Origin of the sequence: Caulobacter segnis (assembly GCF_023935105.1) — a bacterium.
GTDB classification, from domain to species: domain Bacteria; phylum Pseudomonadota; class Alphaproteobacteria; order Caulobacterales; family Caulobacteraceae; genus Caulobacter; species Caulobacter segnis_B.
Genome location: NZ_CP096040.1, coordinates 3,997,369 through 4,015,531, shown reverse-complemented (window position 1 = coordinate 4,015,531; position 18,163 = coordinate 3,997,369). Strand labels below are relative to the sequence as shown.

The window sequence follows — 18,163 nt, the reverse complement described above, 5'->3', positions numbered from 1 at the left end:
GCTAGTGGAAGGTTGGTCGCCGCGCCGACTGGACCGGTGGCTCCGGCTCGTCGAAGCGCATCGGCAGGGCCTTGCCGTCATGGGCGAGCGCGGTGTTTAGGAAGCGCGCCATGACCGTCACGGTCTCGGGCGTGACCACCAGGCCCTCGATCAGGCGACCGGCGATCTCGGGCGAGGCGGGGCAGACGCCGCAGGCGGTGATCAGGCGCTGCTCATCGTCGGCATAGCCCGTGCAGTAGGGCGCGGAGACGCAAAGCGGGCGCCGGACCTGCCGCTCGATGGACGTCATCATCAGGATGAAGGCGGCGGCGACGCGGGGGGAGACCAGGCTGCCAGCCTTATTCGACAGCCGCGCGCCAGGCTCTTCGCCCAGCACCCTGGCCGTCACCCATTGTCGCAGCATCCAGAGAAGGATCCGCTCGCCCTCGGCCAGGCCGACGGGGCCGCAATGGTCGAGTTGAGCGTCGGCGAAGGGGTCGGGGAAATGGTCGGGCCGCACGCCGGAAATCTCCTCGCCAAGCAGGGGGCCGACACCCGCCGTGGCGAACCGACTTCGGTGAGCGGCCCGACGCGTTCTTGCGAACACTTCGCAACTAAACGCGAAGGAAACTTGCGAGTCAATCGCAAAAATATCGGCGCGGTTTAGCCGCCGAAGCCGCCCCGATAGCTACCGCTGCTGGCATAGCTGCGACCGCCGCCGAAGCCGCCACGCGAGACCACCGAGGTGCGGGTCTGGATCTTGGGCGGGGCCTGACGGATGGCGTCGGGCGGATCGATGCTCGACTTGCTGATCGTCGTGCGCCCGGTGCCGTAGTCGCGGCCCAGGCGCCCGCCGTAGGTCGAGTAGTAGCCGCCGCCGTACTCGTCGTTGCGGCGATAGAGCCCGGTGCCGCGATAACCGCCGCCGTCCAGCATCTGGCCGATCACGAAGCCGGCCAGCAGGGGCGTGAAGAAGCTGCCGCCACCGTTGGCCTCGCTGCGCGGCACGCAGTTGCCGGCGCCATAGACGTCCTCGCACGAGGCGCGGGCCTCATAGCGCGGAGCATTCTTCTGGTCGTCCTTCTGGGCGGCCGCGTAGGAGGTGTCGCATTGAGCGTCGGAGACCTCGTTGGCCGCCTTGCACTCTTCCAGCGACTTGTAGCTGAAGGCCTGGACCTGCTCGCCGCGATTGGGGTCCCAGCTGGCCTGGGGACCGGGATCGTCGCAGCCGGACAGAGTCAACGCCGTGGCGCCGGCCAGCATGGTGGTGAGCTTCAGTGAACTCGAGCGCTTGCGCATGGCTCTGGTCCTCACGAGGTCATGCAGGCGGCGTTCAGCAGGCCGACCGCGATCGAGATGCCGGCCAGATAGACGCCGATGGAGATCTCGTTGGCCTCGACCCGCGCCTTGATATCCCGCAGCGCCAGGAAGCGCACGCCGCAAAAGACGGCGATCTGGACGACGCCGGCCACGGTGGCCCAGGCGGCGAATTCCGGGAGGCTGACCGTGTGGCTGAGCGCCGAGGCTAGAGGCAGTGCGTAGCCGATCAGGGCGCCCGCCAGAGCGACGGCCGCCGAGACGTTGCCCGCCCGGATCAGCGCCTTCTCATTGTAGGGCGTCACCCACTGGTAGATGTACTTGAAGGCGATGGTGAACAGGCCGGCCACGACGAAGGCCAGCATGAAGGCCGTCGCGCCGTCCTGGAATGCGGTGAAGTCGAACATCTCGCTCTCGCCCCTTATCAAGCCCTGAATTCACCCACCGACAGCGGCAGGCCGATCATCGTCTCGTGGGAGACGTCCTTGCTATCCTCCGGCTCCAGCGTCAGGGCCAGCAGCAGCTCGCGCCCATCGCCGCCGGCGAGGTCGCGATAAAACAGCATGGTCGTCTGGAAAAGGCGCCGGTCGGGTCTGTCGGCCTCGCGGTCGTAGAAGACGTCTTCCCACAGCGTCACCGGATCCTGCTGCGCGGCCTCCTCGCCGAACCACAGGCGGCGATATTCGGGCAAGCCCTCGGCCCGGAAGGTGCGGGCGCTCAGGCGCTGGCTCCACAGGTCGCGATCGGCGCGATCGGCCGGATAGTCGCTGGCCCACGGGACGAAGACGGTGAAGTCGTTGGCGCGCTGACCCTCGCGGTCGTCCGAAACGACCTGGAACAGGATCTCGTCGTCCGTATAGAACCGGTGCACGAACGCGCCGTCGTTCAGCTGGATCAGGCCCTGGGCGGTGATCTCCAGCGTGTCGCGGTCGAGCGCGAACTTGGTCTCTGCGCCGAAGCGTCGCCACGTCAGCGGGTCCAGCACCACCGTCCGGCCGATCGTCACGTTGCGGATGACGGGCAGGGCGGGGCGCGAGGCGTCCTTCCTGCCGAAAAGCTTTCCGAACATCGCGGTCCGCGAGCCCTCAAAAAACCTGTTTGCGTCGCCTATCTGTAGTCGGACGCAATAAGCCCCGAGCGCACGCTTGCCCTCGGGTTAAGACGGTCGCAGGATGACGTCGAACCGTGTCTTGTCAAGCGTACATGTTATGCGTACATGTAACGTATGGCCGTCAAACCGACGAGAAGCGCTCAAGCCGCTGAAAGGACCCGCGCATGGCGCGAGGCCCGTCGGAACGCGGGCTTCGTGAAGATCGAGGTCTGGGCGCCCGCGGCGTGCAAGCCCGACATCCTTTCGGCCGTCCAGTCGATCGTCGTGGAGTCGGTGCGCGGCCCGACCTTGAAGACCAACCCCCATCCCCCCAAGGGCTTCAACCATATGGACTCCGTTATCGACACCGCCTGGACGGTCCACACGCTGCGTGACGCGCTGGTGGAAAGCGCCCTGGTCCGCGAGGACGAGATGACCGCCACCGTGATCGAGGGCGTCGAGCCGGTGCTGCTGGTCACGATGCACGAGTTCGGCGACCTGCCGGTCTATGTCAGCGGCGGCGCGCTGCAGCTGGTCGTCTCGACCCTTCTCTGGGCCTGCGACGAACAGAACGACCGCGCGGCCTTCAACGAGTTCCTGCTCAAGGCCCAGAAGATCGTGCCGCTGTCGAATTTCGGCATCACCTCCGTCGACGGCCGTGACTATTACGAGCTGATGGGCGAGATCTCATCCAAGACCACTTTGCAGACGCTGGTCATCGAGCTGCGGACCCTGGCCGACAACGCCATCGCCGCCGCCAGCGACCTGCGCGATTCCTTCGAGAAGAGCCGCGTGGCGGCCGCTTAAGAGACCGGGAAAACTGACATGTCGATCTGGAGCAAGCTCTCCGCTCTCTTCCGCGGCGGTGTCCATGACGGGGCGCAGACGGTGGTGGACGCCAACGCCCTGCGGATCCTGGACCAGGAAATCCGCGACGCCGACAACGCCCAGGGCAAGGCTCGCGACGAGCTGGCAAAGCTGGTCGCCCGGCGCCGCGCCCTGGAGACCGAGGTCGTTCAGCTGACCGACCAGTCGCGCAAGTACGAGTCCTCGGCTCGCGCGGCGATGAACAAGGGCGACCAGACCCTGGCCCTGGAAGTGGCCCAGCGCATCGCCGACCTCGAGAAGGACGCGGGTCAGAAGTCGACCCAGATGACCGAGCTGCGCGCGGCCGAGGAAAAGCTGCGCACGATCATCGCCCAGACCGACACCAAGGTCGAAGCGCTGCGCCGCGAAATCGAGATCGTGAAGGTCAACGAGAGCGTCCAGAAGGCCCAGGCCGCCGTGATCTCGCGCTCGGGCTCGGCCAGCGGCGTGGTCGGCTCGGCCGCTGATAGCTTGAAGCGCATCAAGGAGCGCCAGTCGGTTCGTGAGGAGCAGTTCCGCCTGCACAGCGAGGCCGAGGACCGCAAGACCGGCGCCGATCTCGACGCGAAGCTGGCGGCCGCCGGCATCCTGCCGGGCGGTGGCGGCGCCGAGGACGTATTGGCCCGCCTGATGGCTCCGAAGGACGAGGCTCTGCCCGCCCCGATGCTGGCCATCGAGGACAAGGTCAAGGTTTCCAAGGACGGCTCGGACGCCTGATGCGCCGTCTCACCCTGACGCCTCGGCCGGACTGGAAGTCCAAGGCCGAGGCGGTCGGCTTCACCTGGCATCATGCCGACGGCCGCCGCTACTGGGACGAGCGGGCGGCGTACGCCTTCACGCTCGAGCAGATCGAGGGCCACATCGAGCCCGCGACCGAGGTGCTGCACAAGCTGTGTCTCGACCTCGTCGAGGACGCGGTGAATAGCGACGCCCTGATGGCGCGGCTGCAGATCCCCGAAGCCTCGCGCGACGTGGTCGCCGCCTCATGGAAGGCGCGCGATCCCTCGCTCTACGGCCGCTTCGACTTCTTCTACGACGGTGAAGGTCCGCCCAAGCTGTACGAATACAACGCCGACACCCCGACAAGCATCTACGAGGCGGGCGTGTTCCAGTGGCTGTGGCTGGAGGACCTGATCCAGCAGGGGCGACTGCCGGAGAGCACCGACCAGTTCAACAGTCTGCACGACCAGCTGGCCGAGCGGTTCAAAGCGATCTTCCCGAACGGCGGCTTCGTCCACTTCGCCAGCGATCCCGACTTCGTCGAGGATCGCCAGACCGTGCGGTTCCTGGAGGACATGGCGACCCTGGCGGGGCTGGAGCCCAAGTTCGTGCCGATCCAGCGGATCGGCCTCGACGCCGACGGCCGCTTCGTCGACCAGGACAACTACATCATCGGCGCGATCTTCAAGCTGCATCCCTGGGAAGAGATGCTGCGCGAGCCCTATGCGGCCAATATCGCCGCGTCCAAGACCCTGTTCCTGGAGCCGCCGTGGAAGGCGGTGCTGTCGAACAAGGCGCTGCTGCCACTCTTGTGGGAGCGCCATCCGGGCCATCCGAACCTGCTGGAGACCTATTTCGACGACGATCCCAAGATCGATCGGTTGGGTTCGAGCTACGCCCGCAAGCCGCTGTTCAGCCGCGAGGGCGCCAATGTCGAACTCTGGAAGGATGGCCGGAGGGGCAAGGTGCTGGACCAAGGCTATGGCGAGGAAGGCTGGATCCGCCAGGAGCTGAAGCCGCCGCCCAAGTTCGGCGTCAACTATCCCGTGGTGGGGTCTTGGGTCATCGGCGACCAGCCGGCCGGGATCGGCGTGCGCGAGGACCGGGGCCGCGTCACCCGCGACCGCTCGCGGTTCGTGCCCCACATCATCGAGGGGTAGCCCCAGCCCAACTTCCAGGCGAAAGCGGAAAAGGGGCTCTGTTTCAACCCAGTAGGAAACCGGTATCATTCCCATGACACAAAGGCGGCCAACAACAATGGCGCCTTGGGGAGAGACGTCCGGATGACCTGCCGCACCACCGCCATCGGCCTGGCCCTGGCCGCCAGCCTGCTGGCCGCGCCGGCCTTCGCCGGCGTGATCGGAACCAACGTTCCGGCCCAGCCGATCACCGCCGAGCGGATCGCCCAACTGCCAGCCGCCCAGCAACCGGCGTGGAAGGCCTATCTGGAGCGCTCGATCGCCCAGGGGAAGGCCGATCGCGCCGCCCTGGCCGCCGAACTGAAGCCGGGCGAGGTCGCCCCGCCACCGCCCCCGACCGGCCATGGTGACGGCGGCATGCCGCTGGATAAGGACGCGGCCTGGTACGGCTCGCCCGAGGCGCGCCACGTCGCCGACGTCATCGTCAGCTTCCAGACGCCCGCCGGCGGCTGGAGCAAGAACCAGGATCGCACCGGGGCTCCGCGCTTGCCGGGTCAGCCCTGGGCCTCCGACAACAATTCCAAGCATCTCAGCGAAGCCGACTTCGACGCCGCCCGCGACCCCAAGTGGGGCTATGTCGGCACCCTGGACAACAACGCCACCATCACCGAGATGCGCTTCCTGGCGAAGGTCTCGCGCCAAACGCCCGGCCAGGACGGCGATGTCTATCGCCAGAGCTTCCTGAAGGGCGTGCGCTACCTGCTTGACGCGCAGTTCCCCAACGGCGGCTGGCCCCAGGTCTGGCCGCTGCAAGGGGGCTATCACGACGCCATCACCTATAACGACAACGCCGTCTCCGAGGCCGCCTACCTGCTCACCGAAGTGTCGGAGGCCAAGCCCGACTTCGCCTTCGTGCCGGCTGATGTGCGGGCCAAGGCCGGCGCGGCGGCGAGGAAGGGGCGCGAGGTCATCGTCGCGTCGCAGATCCGCGTGAACGGCAAGCCGACCATCTGGGGCCAGCAGGCCGACCCCTTCACCCTGGCCCCGGTCGCCGGCCGCAATTTCGAGCCGGCGGCCCTGTCGACGGGCGAGAGCGCGGACCTGCTGTTCTACCTGATGCAACTGCCTGATCCGACGCCGGCCGAAGTCGCCGCCGTCCACGCCGGCGTCGCCTGGATGAAGCGCGCGGCGATCATGGGCTGGGAATGGACGGGCAAGGGCGATCCCGACGGCCGCCATCTGATCGAGAAGCCCGGCGCGGGGCCGATATGGTCGCGCTACTACAGCGTCGACGGGCGGCCGGTTTTCGGCGAGCGCGACAAGACCCTGCGCGACAACGCCAACGAGCTGTCGCGGGAACGCCGAGACGGCTATTCCTGGTACGGCTCCCAGCCGTCCAAGATCATCAGGCTCTACGAAACCGGCTGGGCCAAGCGCCACCCGGAGACATAGGGATCTGCTAGAGGTCGCGCAGGATCCGCGCGACCTCGGCCACCGCGTGCTGGTCGGTGTCGCGCATCTCGGCGGGCACGAAACCCATCGTCACCAGCCTCGAGACCGGATCTGGCCCGGGGATCGGGTCGCCAAACGAGCCGTGCACCTCGCGCACGCCGGTCCGCGCGACCAGTTCGACGACGTTGGAGGCGCGTACGCCCGCCCCGGCCAGGATGCTGATGCGGCCGTCGGCCTGGGCGACCAGGGCGGCGATCCGCTCGGCGCCGGCCAAGGCCGTCAGGGCGCCGCCCGAGGTCAGCACCCGCTCGAACCCCAGTTGAATGGCCGCCTCCAGCGCCGCCGGCTGATCCGCGACGAAGTCGAAGGACCGGTGCAGGGTCATGCCCAGACCCGCGCTGTGCTCGACCAGTTTATCCAGCACGTCCAGATCCAGCTCGCCGTCGGGCCGGTTGGCGCCGATCGTCACCCCGGCCAGGCCGTAGCCGCGCACGGCGTCGATGTCGCGGCGCATGGCGTCCAGGTCACGGGCGTCGAAGCAGAAGTCGCCGGTGCGCGGCCGGATCATCGGATAGACCGGGATCGGCGCGCTGGCCGCCAGGGCCATCAGGCCGGGGGCGGGGGTCAGGCCCTGCAGGCCCAGGGCCGCGCAAAGTTCGATCCGATCCGCACCGCCGGCGATCGCCGCCGCCAATCCGGCGGGCGTATCGACACAGACTTCCAGGAGAATGCGGTCGGCGGCCATCGTGTGTTCCAGGTCATGCTAGGGAATCGGCGCGGTCTTCTTGGAGCACACGGATGTTGAATCGTAGAGGCCTGATCGGCGCGTCCCTGGCTGGATCGGCGCTGTTGAGCGGCAGAGCGTCAGCTGCCGAGACCATCACCAAGCTGCAAGGCCCGTGCGTGATCTCCACCTGGGACTTCGGCGTCGCCGCCAACCAGGCCGCCTGGGCGGTGCTGTCCCAGGGCGGCCGCGCCCTCGACGCGGTCGAGGCCGGGGCCCGCGTGCCCGAGCAGGACCTGAAGAACCACAGCGTCGGCCGGGCCGGCTATCCCGACCGCGACGGCCACGTCTCGCTGGACGCCTGCATCATGGACGAGCTGGGTAACTGCGGCGCGGTGGCCGCCCTGGAGCACATCGACCATCCGATCTCGGTGGCCCGCAAGGTCATGGAGAAGACCCCGCACGTGATGCTGGTCGGGGCCGGCGCCCTGCAGTTCGCGTTGGAGCAGGGCTTCAAATACGAGGAACTGCTGACGCCGGAGTCGAAGGCCGCCTGGGAAGCTTGGAAGAAGGACGCCAAGTATCAGCCCAAGGCTAACAGCGAGGTCGGCGACTACGGCAAGACCACCGGCCAGCTGGGCACGCCGGGCGGGGCCAACAACCACGACACCATCGGCATGCTGGCCATCGACGCCAAGGGGAACATCGCCGGCGCCTGCACCACCAGCGGCATGGCCTGGAAGATGCGCGGCCGGGTCGGTGACAGTCCGATCATCGGCGCGGGCCTCTATGTCGACAACGAGGTTGGCGGCGCCACCTCGACCGGCGTCGGCGAGGAGGTGATCCGCAATGTCGGCAGCTTCCTGGTCGTCGAGCTGATGCGCCAGGGCCGCTCGCCAGAGGCGGCCTGCCGCGAGGCCGTCGAGCGGATCCTGAAGAAGAAGCCCCAGGCCAAGGACATCCAGGTCGGCTTCCTGGCGATCAACAAGGCCGGCGAGGTCGGGGCCTGGGCGATCCAGAGCGGCTTCAGCTACGCCCTGTGCGATGGGAAGAAGCAGGACCTGCTGCTGCCCGGCAAGGCGACTTATCAGGTCACGGCTTAAAAGGGATGGGCGGACGGATAACGCGGTTATAGCGTGCCGTTCAAAGATCTCAGGAGGAGACCGCCATGTGCGATGACGACATCCACCAAGGCCTCGTGCACGACCCCAGCGTCTCGCGTCGGACGTTCGGACTGATGGCGGCGGCCCTGACCGGCGTCGTCACCGTCGCCCATGCCGATGACACCGTCGAGGAGAAGGACGTCGAGGTGAAGACGCCCGACGGCGTCGCCGACGCCGCGCTCTTCTATCCGAAGGCCAAGGGCAAGTATCCGGCGGTGCTGGTCTGGCCGGACATCATGAGCCTGCGGCCGGTGTTCCGCGACATGGGTCGGCGCCTGGCGGCGGCGGGCTATGTCGTGCTGGTCCCCAACCTCTACTACCGGGTCAGGAAGGCGCCGGTGATCGAGGGAACGTTCAACTTCGCCAATCCCGATGATCGCGCCAAGCTGATGACGCTGCGGCCGTCGGTGACGCCGGCTGGTACGGTCAAGGACGCGCAGGCCTATATCGCCTTCCTGGACGCCCAGCCAAAGACCGACAAGAGCAAGAAGGTCGGGACCCAAGGCTACTGCATGGGCGGCCCGCTGGCCTTCTACACAGCCGGCGCGGTTCCGGGCCGAATCGGCGCGGTGGCCACCTTCCACGGCGGCGGCCTGGTCACGGCCGACGCCGACAGTCCGCATCTGCTGATCCCCAAGACCCACGCGGACTACCTGATCGAGATCGCCGACAACGACGATCAGAAGGAACCGGACACCAAGGACAAGCTGAAGGCCGCCTTCGCCGAGGCCAAGCGCCTGGCCCAGGTCGAAGTCTTCGCCGGCTGCAACCACGGTTGGACCGTCAAGGGCAGCCAAGTCTACAACGAAACAGGGGCCGAGCGGGCCTGGAGCAACCTGCTGGCGCTGTACAAGAAGGCGCTGGGGTAGGGGGCGACAGGGCTTTCGACCCTTTGCAGACTCCCACCTGAATCCCTCTCTCACGGAGAGAGGGATTTTGGGGTGTCGGCTTCCACCCTTCCTCGCCCTTGCGCTTCAATAGGTAGGATGCTATCTAAATTAGATAGGAAGCTACCTATTAAAAAGATCGTCGTTCCATGACCTCTGTCCGCACTCTTGATGAACGCGCTTTCGCCCAAGGTCTGCTGCGCCTGGCGCGGGTGTACCGGAAGGAAGTCAATCGCGCCTTGGCCGCTCACGGCATCTCGGACGCCAAGGCCCTGCCGGTGCTGCACATCGCCCGCGCCGGCGGCGGCATGCGCCAGGGGATGTTGGCCGAGGAGATCGGAGTGGAGGGGCCGTCGCTGGTCCGCATCCTCGACCAGTTGTGCCAGGCCAACCTGGTCGAGCGCCGAGACGATCCTTCCGACAAGCGGGCCAAGACCCTGCACCTGACGGTCGAGGGCCAGGCCCTGGCCGCCGTGGTGGAGGACGCGGTCCAGATCGTTCGAGCCCAACTGCTGGCCGACGTCGGCGACGCCGACCTGGCGGCCGCCGTTCGCACCTTTGCCGCCTTCGAGGCGGCCCTGGACGCGGCGGCCGGGCAGGGGGCTGAGCGCTAAGCCCCATGTTTCCCAAGTTCGATCGGCACACGCTGCTGTTCTCGGCGAACAGCTTCGCGGCGGCGATGCTCGCCCTCTATATCGGTTTCGCCCTGGGCCTGCCGCGCCCCTACTGGGCGATGACCACCGCCTACATCGTCAGCCAGCCGCTGGCGGGGGCGGTACGCTCCAAGGCCGTCTATCGCGTGTTGGGCACGATCCTGGGGGCCATGGCCGCCGTCGCCCTGGTCCCGAACCTGGTCAATGCGCCGTGGCTGCTGTCGGCGGCCCTGTCGCTGTGGGTCGGGGGCTGTCTGACGATCTCGCTGCTGGACCGCACGCCGCGCAGCTATGTGCTGATGCTGGCTGGCTACACGGCCGCGATCATCGGCTTTCCCAGCGTCGGCCAGCCCGGCGCGATCTTCGACGTCGCCGTCTCGCGCGTGATCGAGATCGGTCTGGGCATTCTGTGCGCCACCCTGGTCCACAGCCTGGTCTTCCCCCGCCCCGTCGGCGCGGTGCTGCGCCATCGCCTGAAGAGCTGGTTGGGCGAAGCCGACCACTGGGCGCTGGACGTGCTGCGCGGCGAGGACGCCGCGGCGATCGCCCGCGACCGACGCCACCTGGCGGCGGCCGCCAGCGAGATCCAGATGCTGGCGACCCACCTGCCGTTCGATACCTCTCGCCTGCGCGAGACCACCGGCGTGGTCAGCGCCCTGCACGAGCGCATGCTGCTGCTGGTCCCGCTGCTGTCGGGCCTGGCCGACCGTATGGAGGCCTTGCGCGAGGTTCGCGACAACCGCGTTCGCGCCGCCCTCAACGCCGTGGCCGCCTGGATCGAGGCCGGCGCGCCGCGTGACGAGGCCTTGGACTTGATCGGCCGGTTGGAGGCTCTGGCCGCTCATCGGCGCGGTGCGTCCTGGTCCAGCCTTTTGATCGAGAGCTTGCTGGTTCGCCTATCGGAAGCCGTCCGGGCGTTGGGCGAGGCTCACGCCCTGATGAGCCGTCTCGCCGACCCCGACGCGCCGCTGTCACCGGAACTGGACGCCGCCGCCCGCGCCGGGAGCCAGCGTCCGATGCACGCCGACCTGCCGCTAGCCCTGCTGTCGGGTGGGGCGGCGGCGATCGCCATCCTGCTGTCCTGCGCCACGTGGATCCTGGCCGGCTGGGGCGACGGCGCGGTCGCTCCGGTGATGGCCGCCGTCTTCTGCTGCTTCTTCGCGGCGATGGACGATCCCGTCCCGGCCATCAAGAACTTCGGCCTCTACTCGCTGCTCTCGCTGCCGCTGGCGGCGGTCTACATGTTCGCCATTCTGCCGGCGATCGACGGCTTTCCGATGCTGGTCCTGGCCATGGCCCCGCCGCTGCTGCTGCTGGGTCTCTACATCCCCAACCCCGCGACCATGGGCTCGGCCTTGGCCGTGCTGATGGGCTTCTGCAACGCCATGGCTCTGCAGGAGACGTTCAGCGCCGACTTCGCCGGATTCCTGAACGGCAATCTGGGCCAGTTCGTCGGGCTGCTGTTCGCGATCATGGTCACGGCCGGTTTGCGGTCGATGGGCGTGGACGCCAGCGCCCGGCGCCTGCTGGTTCGCACCTGGAAGGGCCTGGCGCGCCTGTCCCGCGCCCGCCAGGCGCCCGAACCCGCCGCCTTCGCCGCCACCCTGGTCGACCGCCTGGGCATGCTGACGCCCAAGCTGGCTCAGGCCGGCCGGGGTCACGACTTCGTCGGTGTCGACGCCCTGCGCGACCTGCGGGTCGGCATGAACCTGGTCGCCGTCCAGACCGCCCGGCCGGACCTGTCCCCAGAGGGCAAGGCCCAGCTGGACGCGGCGCTCCATGGCGTCGGGGACCACTTTGCCGCCCTGGCCGCTGGCGAGAAGCGCAAGCCTGGCGAGGACCTGCTGGCCCGCATCGACACGGCCCTGCGCGGTCTGTCCGTCGCTTCGGCCGCCTCCGCCGTGCAAGGCGTCTCGGGCCTGGTGGGCCTGCGCCGCAACCTGTTCCCGGAGGCCCCGGCCTTCGTTCCGGAGGTCGCCCAATGACCGGTGAACTCGACATCGATGGCGTCTTCCTGTCGTCCGTCTTGGTCTCGGCCCTGATCGCCTTGGCCGCCTCGTTCCTGCTGCGCCGCGCGCTGTCGAAGGTCGGCGCCTACCGTTTCGTCTGGCACCCGGCCCTGTTCGACACCGCCCTGTTCGTCATCCTCTGGGCCGCCGTCGTGGCGGTCCCTAGCCCGCTGAAGTTCTAGCCATGCCCCCGCTGAAATCCGTTCTGATGACCACCGCCCGCGTCGCCGTCACTGGCGCCGTGGTGATCGCCGCCCTGGTTGGCGGCAAGGCGCTCTGGACCCACTATCAGGTCGATCCCTGGACCCGAGACGGCCGTGTCCGCGCCGACATCGTGCAGGTGGCCCCCGACGTGTCGGGTCTGGTCACTCGCGTTGACGCCGCCAACGACCAGACGGTCAAGGCCGGCCAGCCGCTGTTCCATGTCGACCGCGAACGCTACGCCCTGGCCTTGCGTCAGGCCGACGCGGCCGTCGAGGCCCAGCGCGCCGCCCTGGCCCAGGCTCGCCGCGAGTTGTCGCGCAACCGCGCCCTGGGCGACCTGGTCGCCGGCGAGATCACCGAGCAGAGCCAGTCCAAGGTCGAACTCAGCCAAGCGGCGCTGTCCCAGGCCCTGGCCGCCCGCGACGTCGCCGCCCTGAACCTCGAGCGGACGGTCGTCGTCGCGCCGACCGACGGCTTCCTGTCTGACCTGACCCTGCGCACCGGCGACTACGTCACGGCCGGCAAGCCGGTGCTGGCGCTGATCGACAGCCGCTCGTACCGGGTCGAGGGCTATTTCGAGGAGACCAAGCTGTCGGGCTTGCGCATCGGTCAGCCGGTCAGCGTCAAGGTGATGGGCGAGGACAAACCCTTGAAGGGCCACATCCAGTCGATAGCCGCTGGCATCGAGGACCGCGACCGCGCCGCCAGCGGCAACCTGCTGCCGAACGTCAACCCGACCTTCAGCTGGGTGCGCCTGGCCCAGAGGGTGCCGGTTCGCGTGGCCCTGGACCAGACGCCGCGCGACCTGCGCCTGATCGCCGGCCGCACCGCCACGGTCGCGGTGGTCGGAGCCGGCCGATGAGCCCGCTCAGAGCGCTGGCGGTCGCCGGCTCGCTGCTGGCCCTGACCGCCTGCGCGGCCGTCGGCCCGAACTACAAGCTGCCGGAAGAGGCCAAGATCAACGCCGCGACGGCGCAAGGACCGTTCATGGGCGCGGCCTCGAAGGCCGTCAGCCAGGACCCGGTCCCGGCAGGTTGGTGGAAGCTCTATGACGACCCGGTGCTGAACGGTCTGGTCGAGGAGGCGCTGAAGGCCAATACCGACCTGCGCGTCGCCGCCGCCAATCTGGCCCGGGCGCGAGCCATCGCCGGTGAGGCCGACGACGCCGGCGGCTTCAAGGTCGACGCCTCGGCCGCCGCCATGCATTCCCGCGAGTCCGGTGAGCAGTTCCTGCTGGCCGAACCGCTGCCGGTCGAGAACCTGGCCGATGTCGGGTTGAAGGTCTCGTACCAGGTCGACCTGGTGGGTCGGATCCGGCGCGCGGCCGAAGCCGCTCACGCCGACGCCGAGGCCAGTCAGGCGGCCCTGGACCTGGCCCGTGTCAGCGTCGCCGCCGACGTCGCGCGCGCCTATGTCGAGGCCTGCGCCAATGGTCACGAGCTGGCCGTCGCCCAGCATACCGTCGACCTCCAGAGCCGCGGCCTGGACGTCACGCGCAGGCTGGTGAACGCGGGGCGCGGCACGGCGGTCGACGTCACCCGCGCCCAGGCTCAGCTGGATCTGTCGCGGGCCAGCCTGCCGACCTTCCAGAGCCGCCGCCGCGCGGCGCTCTACAAGCTGGCCACGCTTACCGGCAAGCCTCCCGCCGAGTTCCCCAAGGCGGTGGAGGCCTGTGTCCATCCGCCGACTCTGACCCAGGCGATCCCCGTCGGCGACGGCGCGGCCCTGCTGAAGCGTCGCCCGGATGTCCGCCAGGCCGAGCGGACCTTGGCCGGCGCGACCGCGCGGATCGGCGTCGCCACCGCCGCTCTCTATCCGAACATCACCCTGGGCTTCGGCGCGGGCTCGACGGGCCTGCTGGCCGACATCGGCCAGGCGCCGGCCAACCGGTGGGGCCTGAGCTCGCTGATCACCTGGACCCTGCCGGGCGAGGGCGAGCGAGCCCGCATTCGCCAGGCCGAGGCTGGCGCTGACGGGGCCCTGGCCCGGTTCGACGGCGTGGTGCTGACCGCCCTGCGCGAGACCGAGACCAGCCTGGACGCTTATGCCCACGACCTGCAGCGCCAGGCGGCGCTGAAGGCCGCCCGCGACCAGGCCGCGTTGGCCGAGGACCAGGCCCAGCGGCTCTACCGCGCGGGTCGCAGCCCTTACCTGGCTGGTCTCGACGCCCAACGCACCCTGGCCGGGGCCGAGGCGGCGCTGGCGGCCTCGGACAGCCAGGTCGCGGCTGACCAGGTCAACCTGTTCCTGGCCCTGGGCGGCGGCTGGGAACGATAGCGACACCGTCCGCGCTCAGCTACACGGTGGCCGTCCGCCGCGTAGAGGTCGTCCGTGCCCCTTGAAGCCCCTCCGCCCCCGGTCTCCACCGTCGTCGTCGAGGCGCCCCGTCTGCTTCCCCTGGCCGGGCAGGATGTCTTCTCCATCGCGACCTACGACGCCGCCCAGGTGTCCGCCCAGGCGCGGCTGGACGACGTGCTGAAGACCACGCCGGGCGTCTCCCTGTTCCGCCGCACTGGCAGCGACGCGGCCAATCCGACGATCCAGGGGCTTTCCCTGCGGGCTGTCGCGCCATCCGGCGCGGGCCGGGCCTTGGTCACTCTGGATGGCGTCCCGCAGAACGATCCGTTCGGCGGCTGGGTCATCTGGACCGGATTGCCTGGCGAAGGTCTGTCCGGCGCGACCGTCGTGCGCGGCGCAGGGGCGGGCCCCTATGGCGCCGGCGCCCTGACTGGCGTCGTGGCCCTGTGGGAACGGAATACCGGCGGCGGCCTGACCAGCTTCACGGCCGAGGCGAGGGCGCGGGATGGCTGGCGCGCGGCCGGGACCTTCGGGACCGATCATCTGCTGCTGACCGCCAGCGGCTCGCGCACCGACGGCTATCGCCCGGTGCGCGGTTCGGCGGCGGGCGCGGCCGACGTGCCGACCACACTGGAGGACGGCTCGATCGCGGCCCGCGTCCAGGGCGAGGTCGGCTCGGTTCGCTGGGCGGCGCGCGTGGCGACCTTCCAGGAAAAGCGCGGCGCGGGCCTGTTCGGAGCCAAGTCCAACGCCACGGGCAGTTCGCTGGCCGTCACGCTGGCGACCGAGACTTGGCGACTGCAGGCTTGGGCGCGTAGCAGCGACCTGGAGAACACCTCCGTCGCCGTGGCAGCCGGCCGTGTCGGCACGACTCCGGCCAACGACCAGTACTCGACCCCGTCCAGCGGCTACGGTCTCAACGCCGCCTGGCAGGGCGCGCTGGCCGACTGGACCTGGGAACTGGGCGGCGACGTGCGGGCGACCGAAGGGCGGACCCACGAGCGCTTCCGCTACATGAACGGCGCCTTCACCCGCCAGCGCACGGCGGGCGGCCGAACCTTGGTGGGCGGCGTCTATGCCGAGACGGCCTGGAGCCGGCCCGACTTCATCCTGGTCGCCGGCGCGCGGTTGGACGGCTGGCGCTCGTACGACGGCGTTCGGCGCGAACGAGAGGCGTCGACCGGCGTCCCGACCCTGGACGCCCCGCCGACCAACGCCTCGGGCGCGACCCCGACGGGGCGGATCGGCGTCCGCCAGCGCTTGACCGGCGAGACCTGGGTAAGGGCGGCGGTCTATGCCGGCTTTCGGCCTCCGACGCTGAACGAGCTGCACCGGCCGTTCCGGGTCGGCAACGACGTGACCGAGGCCAATGCCGCCCTCAAGCCCGAGACCCTGTACGGCGTCGAGACGGGTCTGGCGGGGGAGGGAGTCGTGCGCTGGAACCTCGGCGCCTTTTACAACCAGGTCCGCGACCCGATCACCAACGTCACGATCGGCATTGGCCCCGGGACCTTCCCGATCGCCGGCTTCATTCCGGCTGGCGGGGTGCTGCGTCAGCGCCAGAACGTGGGCGAGATCAACGCCTACGGCCTGGAGGGTGACGTCGCCGCCGATCTGTCGCCGGCCTTGACCGCGCGCGCGGCCTTTTCGGCGACCCATGCGCGCGTCGACGGTGGCGGAGAGGCGGCCCAACTGACCGGCAAGCGTCCCGCCCAGGCGCCGGCCCTGACCGCGACGGCCGGCGTCCGTTGGAAGCCGATCGATCGCCTGAGTCTCGACGCCGACCTACGCTACGAGAGCAAGCGTTACGAGGACGATTTGAACGTGCGGGTACTGAAGGCGGGAACGGGTGTCGACCTGCGCGCCGGCTGGGCGCTGTCGCCGACGTCCGAGGTCTATCTGGCCGCCGACAACGCCTTCGACGCTAACCTCGCGGTCGGCCAGACCGCCGACGGGGTCACGAGCTATTCCGCGCCGCGCACGGTCTATGTCGGGTTCGCCCTGCGCCGCTGACGAATTGTCTGATAAACGGCATTGATAGCGCTATCATGGCCGTGTAGCCCTGCTCTCAACGAAGAGGGAAGGGGACCATCATGCGTCTGTCGCGTCGCGCCTTGCTGGCTGGCATTTCGAGCCTGCCCGCGTTCGCTCACGCCGCGTCGGCACAGCGCGTGATCGCCCTCGACGCGCGAAAGACCACCGGCCCCGTCGACCGCTTCTTCGATCTGTCGGTCGGCTCTGACTATCCCGGCACCCTGATCCGCGACGACAGCCAGGCCCAGCTGAAGACGACCGTGGACGAGCTGGGCTTCCGCTACATCCGCTTCCACGCGGTGTTCCACGACGTGCTGGGCACGGTGAAGGTCCAGGACGGCAAGATCGTCTACGACTGGACCAAGCTGGATCAACTGTATGACGCCTTGCTGGCCAAGGGGATCAGGCCGTTCGTCGAGTTGGGCTTCACGCCCGAGGCGATGAAGACTTCGGATCTGACGATCTTCTACTGGAAGGGCAACACCAGCCATCCGAAGCTGGGGCCCTGGCGCGACCTGATCGACGCCTTCGTCCGCCACGTCCGCCAGCGCTATGGCGAGCAGGAGGTGCGGACCTGGTTCTTCGAGGTCTGGAATGAACCCAACCTCGACGGCTTCTGGGAGAAGGCCGACCAAGCCGCCTATTTCGAGCTCTATGACGTCACCGCCCGGGCCATCAAGGCGATCGACCCGACCTTGCGCGTCGGCGGCCCTTCCACGGCGGGCGCGGCTTGGGTCCCGGAGTTCCTGGCCCATGTGAAACAGAGCGGTGCGCCTGTCGACTTCGTCACCACCCACACCTATGGCGTCGAGGGCGGCTTCCTGGACGAGAAGGGCCAGCAGGACACCAAGCTGTCGGCGTCTCCCGACGCCATCGTCGGCGACGTGCGGCGGGTGCGCGAGCAGATCCAGGCCTCGGCCTTCCCCGGCCTGCCGCTGTACTTCACCGAGTGGAGCACTAGCTACACGCCGCGCGACAGCGTGCACGACAGCTATGTCAGCGCCGCCTACATCGTCGAGAAGCTGAGGCGCACCCAGGGCCTGGTCCAGGGCATGAGCTACTGGACGTATACCGACCTCTTCGAAGAGCCCGGCCCGCCGACCAAGCCGTTCGAGGGGGGCTTCGGCCTGATGAACCCGCAAGGGATCAGGAAGCCCGCCTGGTTCGCCTACAAGTACCTGAACGCCCTCAAGGGGCATGCGCTGGCGACGAGCGACGGCCAGGTCTTCGCCGCGCGCGACGGCGATCGGGTGGCGGTGCTGGCCTATGCCTGGCGCCAGCCGGGCCAGAAGGTCAGCAACCGGCCCTACTATCAGAGCCCACATCCGACCTTCGATGTCGAGCCGCTGAAGCTGAAGGTGGCGGGCCTGAAGCCTGGGTCGTACCGGCTGCGGGCGCGCCGCACTGGCTATCGGGCCAACGACGCCTACAGCGCCTATATCGACATGGGCCTGCCCAAGACGCTGACGCCGGCTCAATTGGCCAGCTTGCAAGGCCTGACCCTCGACCGGCCGGAAATCGAGAAGATCATCAAGGTGAGCGGCGAGGCCGTTGTCGATTTGCCCATGCGGGCCAACGACATCGTGCTGGTCGAGCTGGAACGGATGTAGGCCCTGTGGGGCGACCG

Annotated in this window: 18 protein-coding genes; 13 read left to right on the top strand and 5 right to left on the bottom strand. The window is 68.8% G+C overall.

Features of this window, described 5'->3' with window-relative positions; translation table 11 throughout:
• Position 1 precedes the first annotated feature (1 nt).
• The 4 genes from MZV50_RS18775 to MZV50_RS18760 form a co-directional block, all read right to left on the bottom strand.
• Positions 2 to 499, bottom strand: coding sequence for a hypothetical protein (locus tag MZV50_RS18775; protein ID WP_252630806.1), 498 nt, complete (start codon positions 497 to 499; stop codon positions 2 to 4).
• A gap of 143 nt (positions 500 to 642) precedes the next feature.
• Entirely contained in the window at positions 643 to 1,278 is a 636-nt protein-coding gene (locus MZV50_RS18770; RefSeq protein WP_252630805.1) for a DUF1190 domain-containing protein, read from the bottom strand.
• A gap of 11 nt (positions 1,279 to 1,289) precedes the next feature.
• Positions 1,290 to 1,721 carry a DUF350 domain-containing protein gene (locus MZV50_RS18765; protein ID WP_252635277.1) on the bottom strand — a complete coding sequence of 144 codons (432 nt, stop codon included), beginning with the start codon at positions 1,719 to 1,721 and terminating at the stop codon, positions 1,290 to 1,292.
• The gene (locus MZV50_RS18760; RefSeq protein WP_252630804.1) at positions 1,721 to 2,365 is read right to left on the bottom strand and encodes a YjfK family protein; all 645 of its coding nucleotides are present in this window, start codon (positions 2,363 to 2,365) and stop codon (positions 1,721 to 1,723) included. Before MZV50_RS18760 ends, MZV50_RS18765 begins: the two co-directional genes overlap by 1 nt.
• A 156-nt stretch (positions 2,366 to 2,521) precedes the next feature.
• Here MZV50_RS18760 and MZV50_RS18755 point away from each other — a divergent pair, with 156 nt between their 5' ends.
• The 4 genes from MZV50_RS18755 (at position 2,522) to pelA (ending at position 6,564) form a co-directional block, all read left to right on the top strand.
• Positions 2,522 to 3,193 carry a YjfI family protein gene (locus MZV50_RS18755; RefSeq protein ID WP_252630803.1) on the top strand — a complete coding sequence of 224 codons (672 nt, stop codon included), beginning with the start codon at positions 2,522 to 2,524 and terminating at the stop codon, positions 3,191 to 3,193.
• An 18-nt stretch (positions 3,194 to 3,211) separates the two neighbouring features.
• The gene (locus MZV50_RS18750; protein ID WP_252630802.1) at positions 3,212 to 3,970 is read left to right on the top strand and encodes a PspA/IM30 family protein; all 759 of its coding nucleotides are present in this window, start codon (positions 3,212 to 3,214) and stop codon (positions 3,968 to 3,970) included.
• Positions 3,970 to 5,133: a glutathionylspermidine synthase family protein gene (locus MZV50_RS18745; protein WP_252630801.1), complete on the top strand. Its 1,164-nt coding sequence runs from the start codon at positions 3,970 to 3,972 to the stop codon at positions 5,131 to 5,133. The genes MZV50_RS18750 and MZV50_RS18745 overlap by 1 nt, the downstream gene beginning before the upstream one ends.
• 123 nt (positions 5,134 to 5,256) lie before the next feature.
• The gene (pelA, locus tag MZV50_RS18740) at positions 5,257 to 6,564 is read left to right on the top strand and encodes a pectate lyase (protein WP_252630800.1); all 1,308 of its coding nucleotides are present in this window, start codon (positions 5,257 to 5,259) and stop codon (positions 6,562 to 6,564) included.
• Positions 6,565 to 6,571: 7 nt separating this feature from the next.
• Here pelA and MZV50_RS18735 read toward each other — a convergent pair whose 3' ends face one another.
• Positions 6,572 to 7,309: a copper homeostasis protein CutC gene (locus MZV50_RS18735; protein WP_252630799.1), complete on the bottom strand. Its 738-nt coding sequence runs from the start codon at positions 7,307 to 7,309 to the stop codon at positions 6,572 to 6,574.
• A 53-nt stretch (positions 7,310 to 7,362) separates the two neighbouring features.
• On the opposite strand from MZV50_RS18735, the gene MZV50_RS18730 reads away from it, so the two are divergent.
• The 9 genes from MZV50_RS18730 (at position 7,363) to MZV50_RS18690 (ending at position 18,146) form a co-directional block, all read left to right on the top strand.
• Positions 7,363 to 8,391 carry a N(4)-(beta-N-acetylglucosaminyl)-L-asparaginase gene (locus MZV50_RS18730; RefSeq protein ID WP_252630798.1) on the top strand — a complete coding sequence of 343 codons (1,029 nt, stop codon included), beginning with the start codon at positions 7,363 to 7,365 and terminating at the stop codon, positions 8,389 to 8,391.
• A gap of 65 nt (positions 8,392 to 8,456) precedes the next feature.
• A complete protein-coding gene (locus MZV50_RS18725; RefSeq protein WP_252630797.1) occupies positions 8,457 to 9,320 on the top strand; it encodes a dienelactone hydrolase family protein in 864 nt (287 codons plus the stop codon).
• A 167-nt stretch (positions 9,321 to 9,487) separates the two neighbouring features.
• Positions 9,488 to 9,952: a MarR family winged helix-turn-helix transcriptional regulator gene (locus tag MZV50_RS18720; protein WP_252630796.1), complete on the top strand. Its 465-nt coding sequence runs from the start codon at positions 9,488 to 9,490 to the stop codon at positions 9,950 to 9,952.
• A 5-nt stretch (positions 9,953 to 9,957) separates the two neighbouring features.
• Positions 9,958 to 11,976 carry an FUSC family protein gene (locus MZV50_RS18715; protein ID WP_252630795.1) on the top strand — a complete coding sequence of 673 codons (2,019 nt, stop codon included), beginning with the start codon at positions 9,958 to 9,960 and terminating at the stop codon, positions 11,974 to 11,976.
• Entirely contained in the window at positions 11,973 to 12,182 is a 210-nt protein-coding gene (locus tag MZV50_RS18710) for a DUF1656 domain-containing protein (RefSeq protein WP_252630794.1), read from the top strand. The genes MZV50_RS18715 and MZV50_RS18710 overlap by 4 nt, the downstream gene beginning before the upstream one ends.
• A 26-nt stretch (positions 12,183 to 12,208) precedes the next feature.
• Positions 12,209 to 13,066, top strand: coding sequence for an efflux RND transporter periplasmic adaptor subunit (locus tag MZV50_RS18705; protein ID WP_252630793.1), 858 nt, complete (start codon positions 12,209 to 12,211; stop codon positions 13,064 to 13,066).
• On the top strand, positions 13,063 to 14,481 hold the full coding sequence (locus MZV50_RS18700) for an efflux transporter outer membrane subunit (protein WP_252630792.1): 1,419 nt from the start codon (positions 13,063 to 13,065) through the stop codon (positions 14,479 to 14,481). The genes MZV50_RS18705 and MZV50_RS18700 overlap by 4 nt, the downstream gene beginning before the upstream one ends.
• 54 nt (positions 14,482 to 14,535) lie before the next feature.
• Positions 14,536 to 16,515 carry a TonB-dependent receptor gene (locus tag MZV50_RS18695; protein ID WP_252630791.1) on the top strand — a complete coding sequence of 660 codons (1,980 nt, stop codon included), beginning with the start codon at positions 14,536 to 14,538 and terminating at the stop codon, positions 16,513 to 16,515.
• Positions 16,516 to 16,595: 80 nt separating this feature from the next.
• Positions 16,596 to 18,146, top strand: a complete 1,551-nt coding sequence (locus tag MZV50_RS18690) for a GH39 family glycosyl hydrolase (RefSeq protein ID WP_252630790.1) — start codon at positions 16,596 to 16,598, stop codon at positions 18,144 to 18,146.
• Positions 18,147 to 18,163 lie beyond the last annotated feature (17 nt).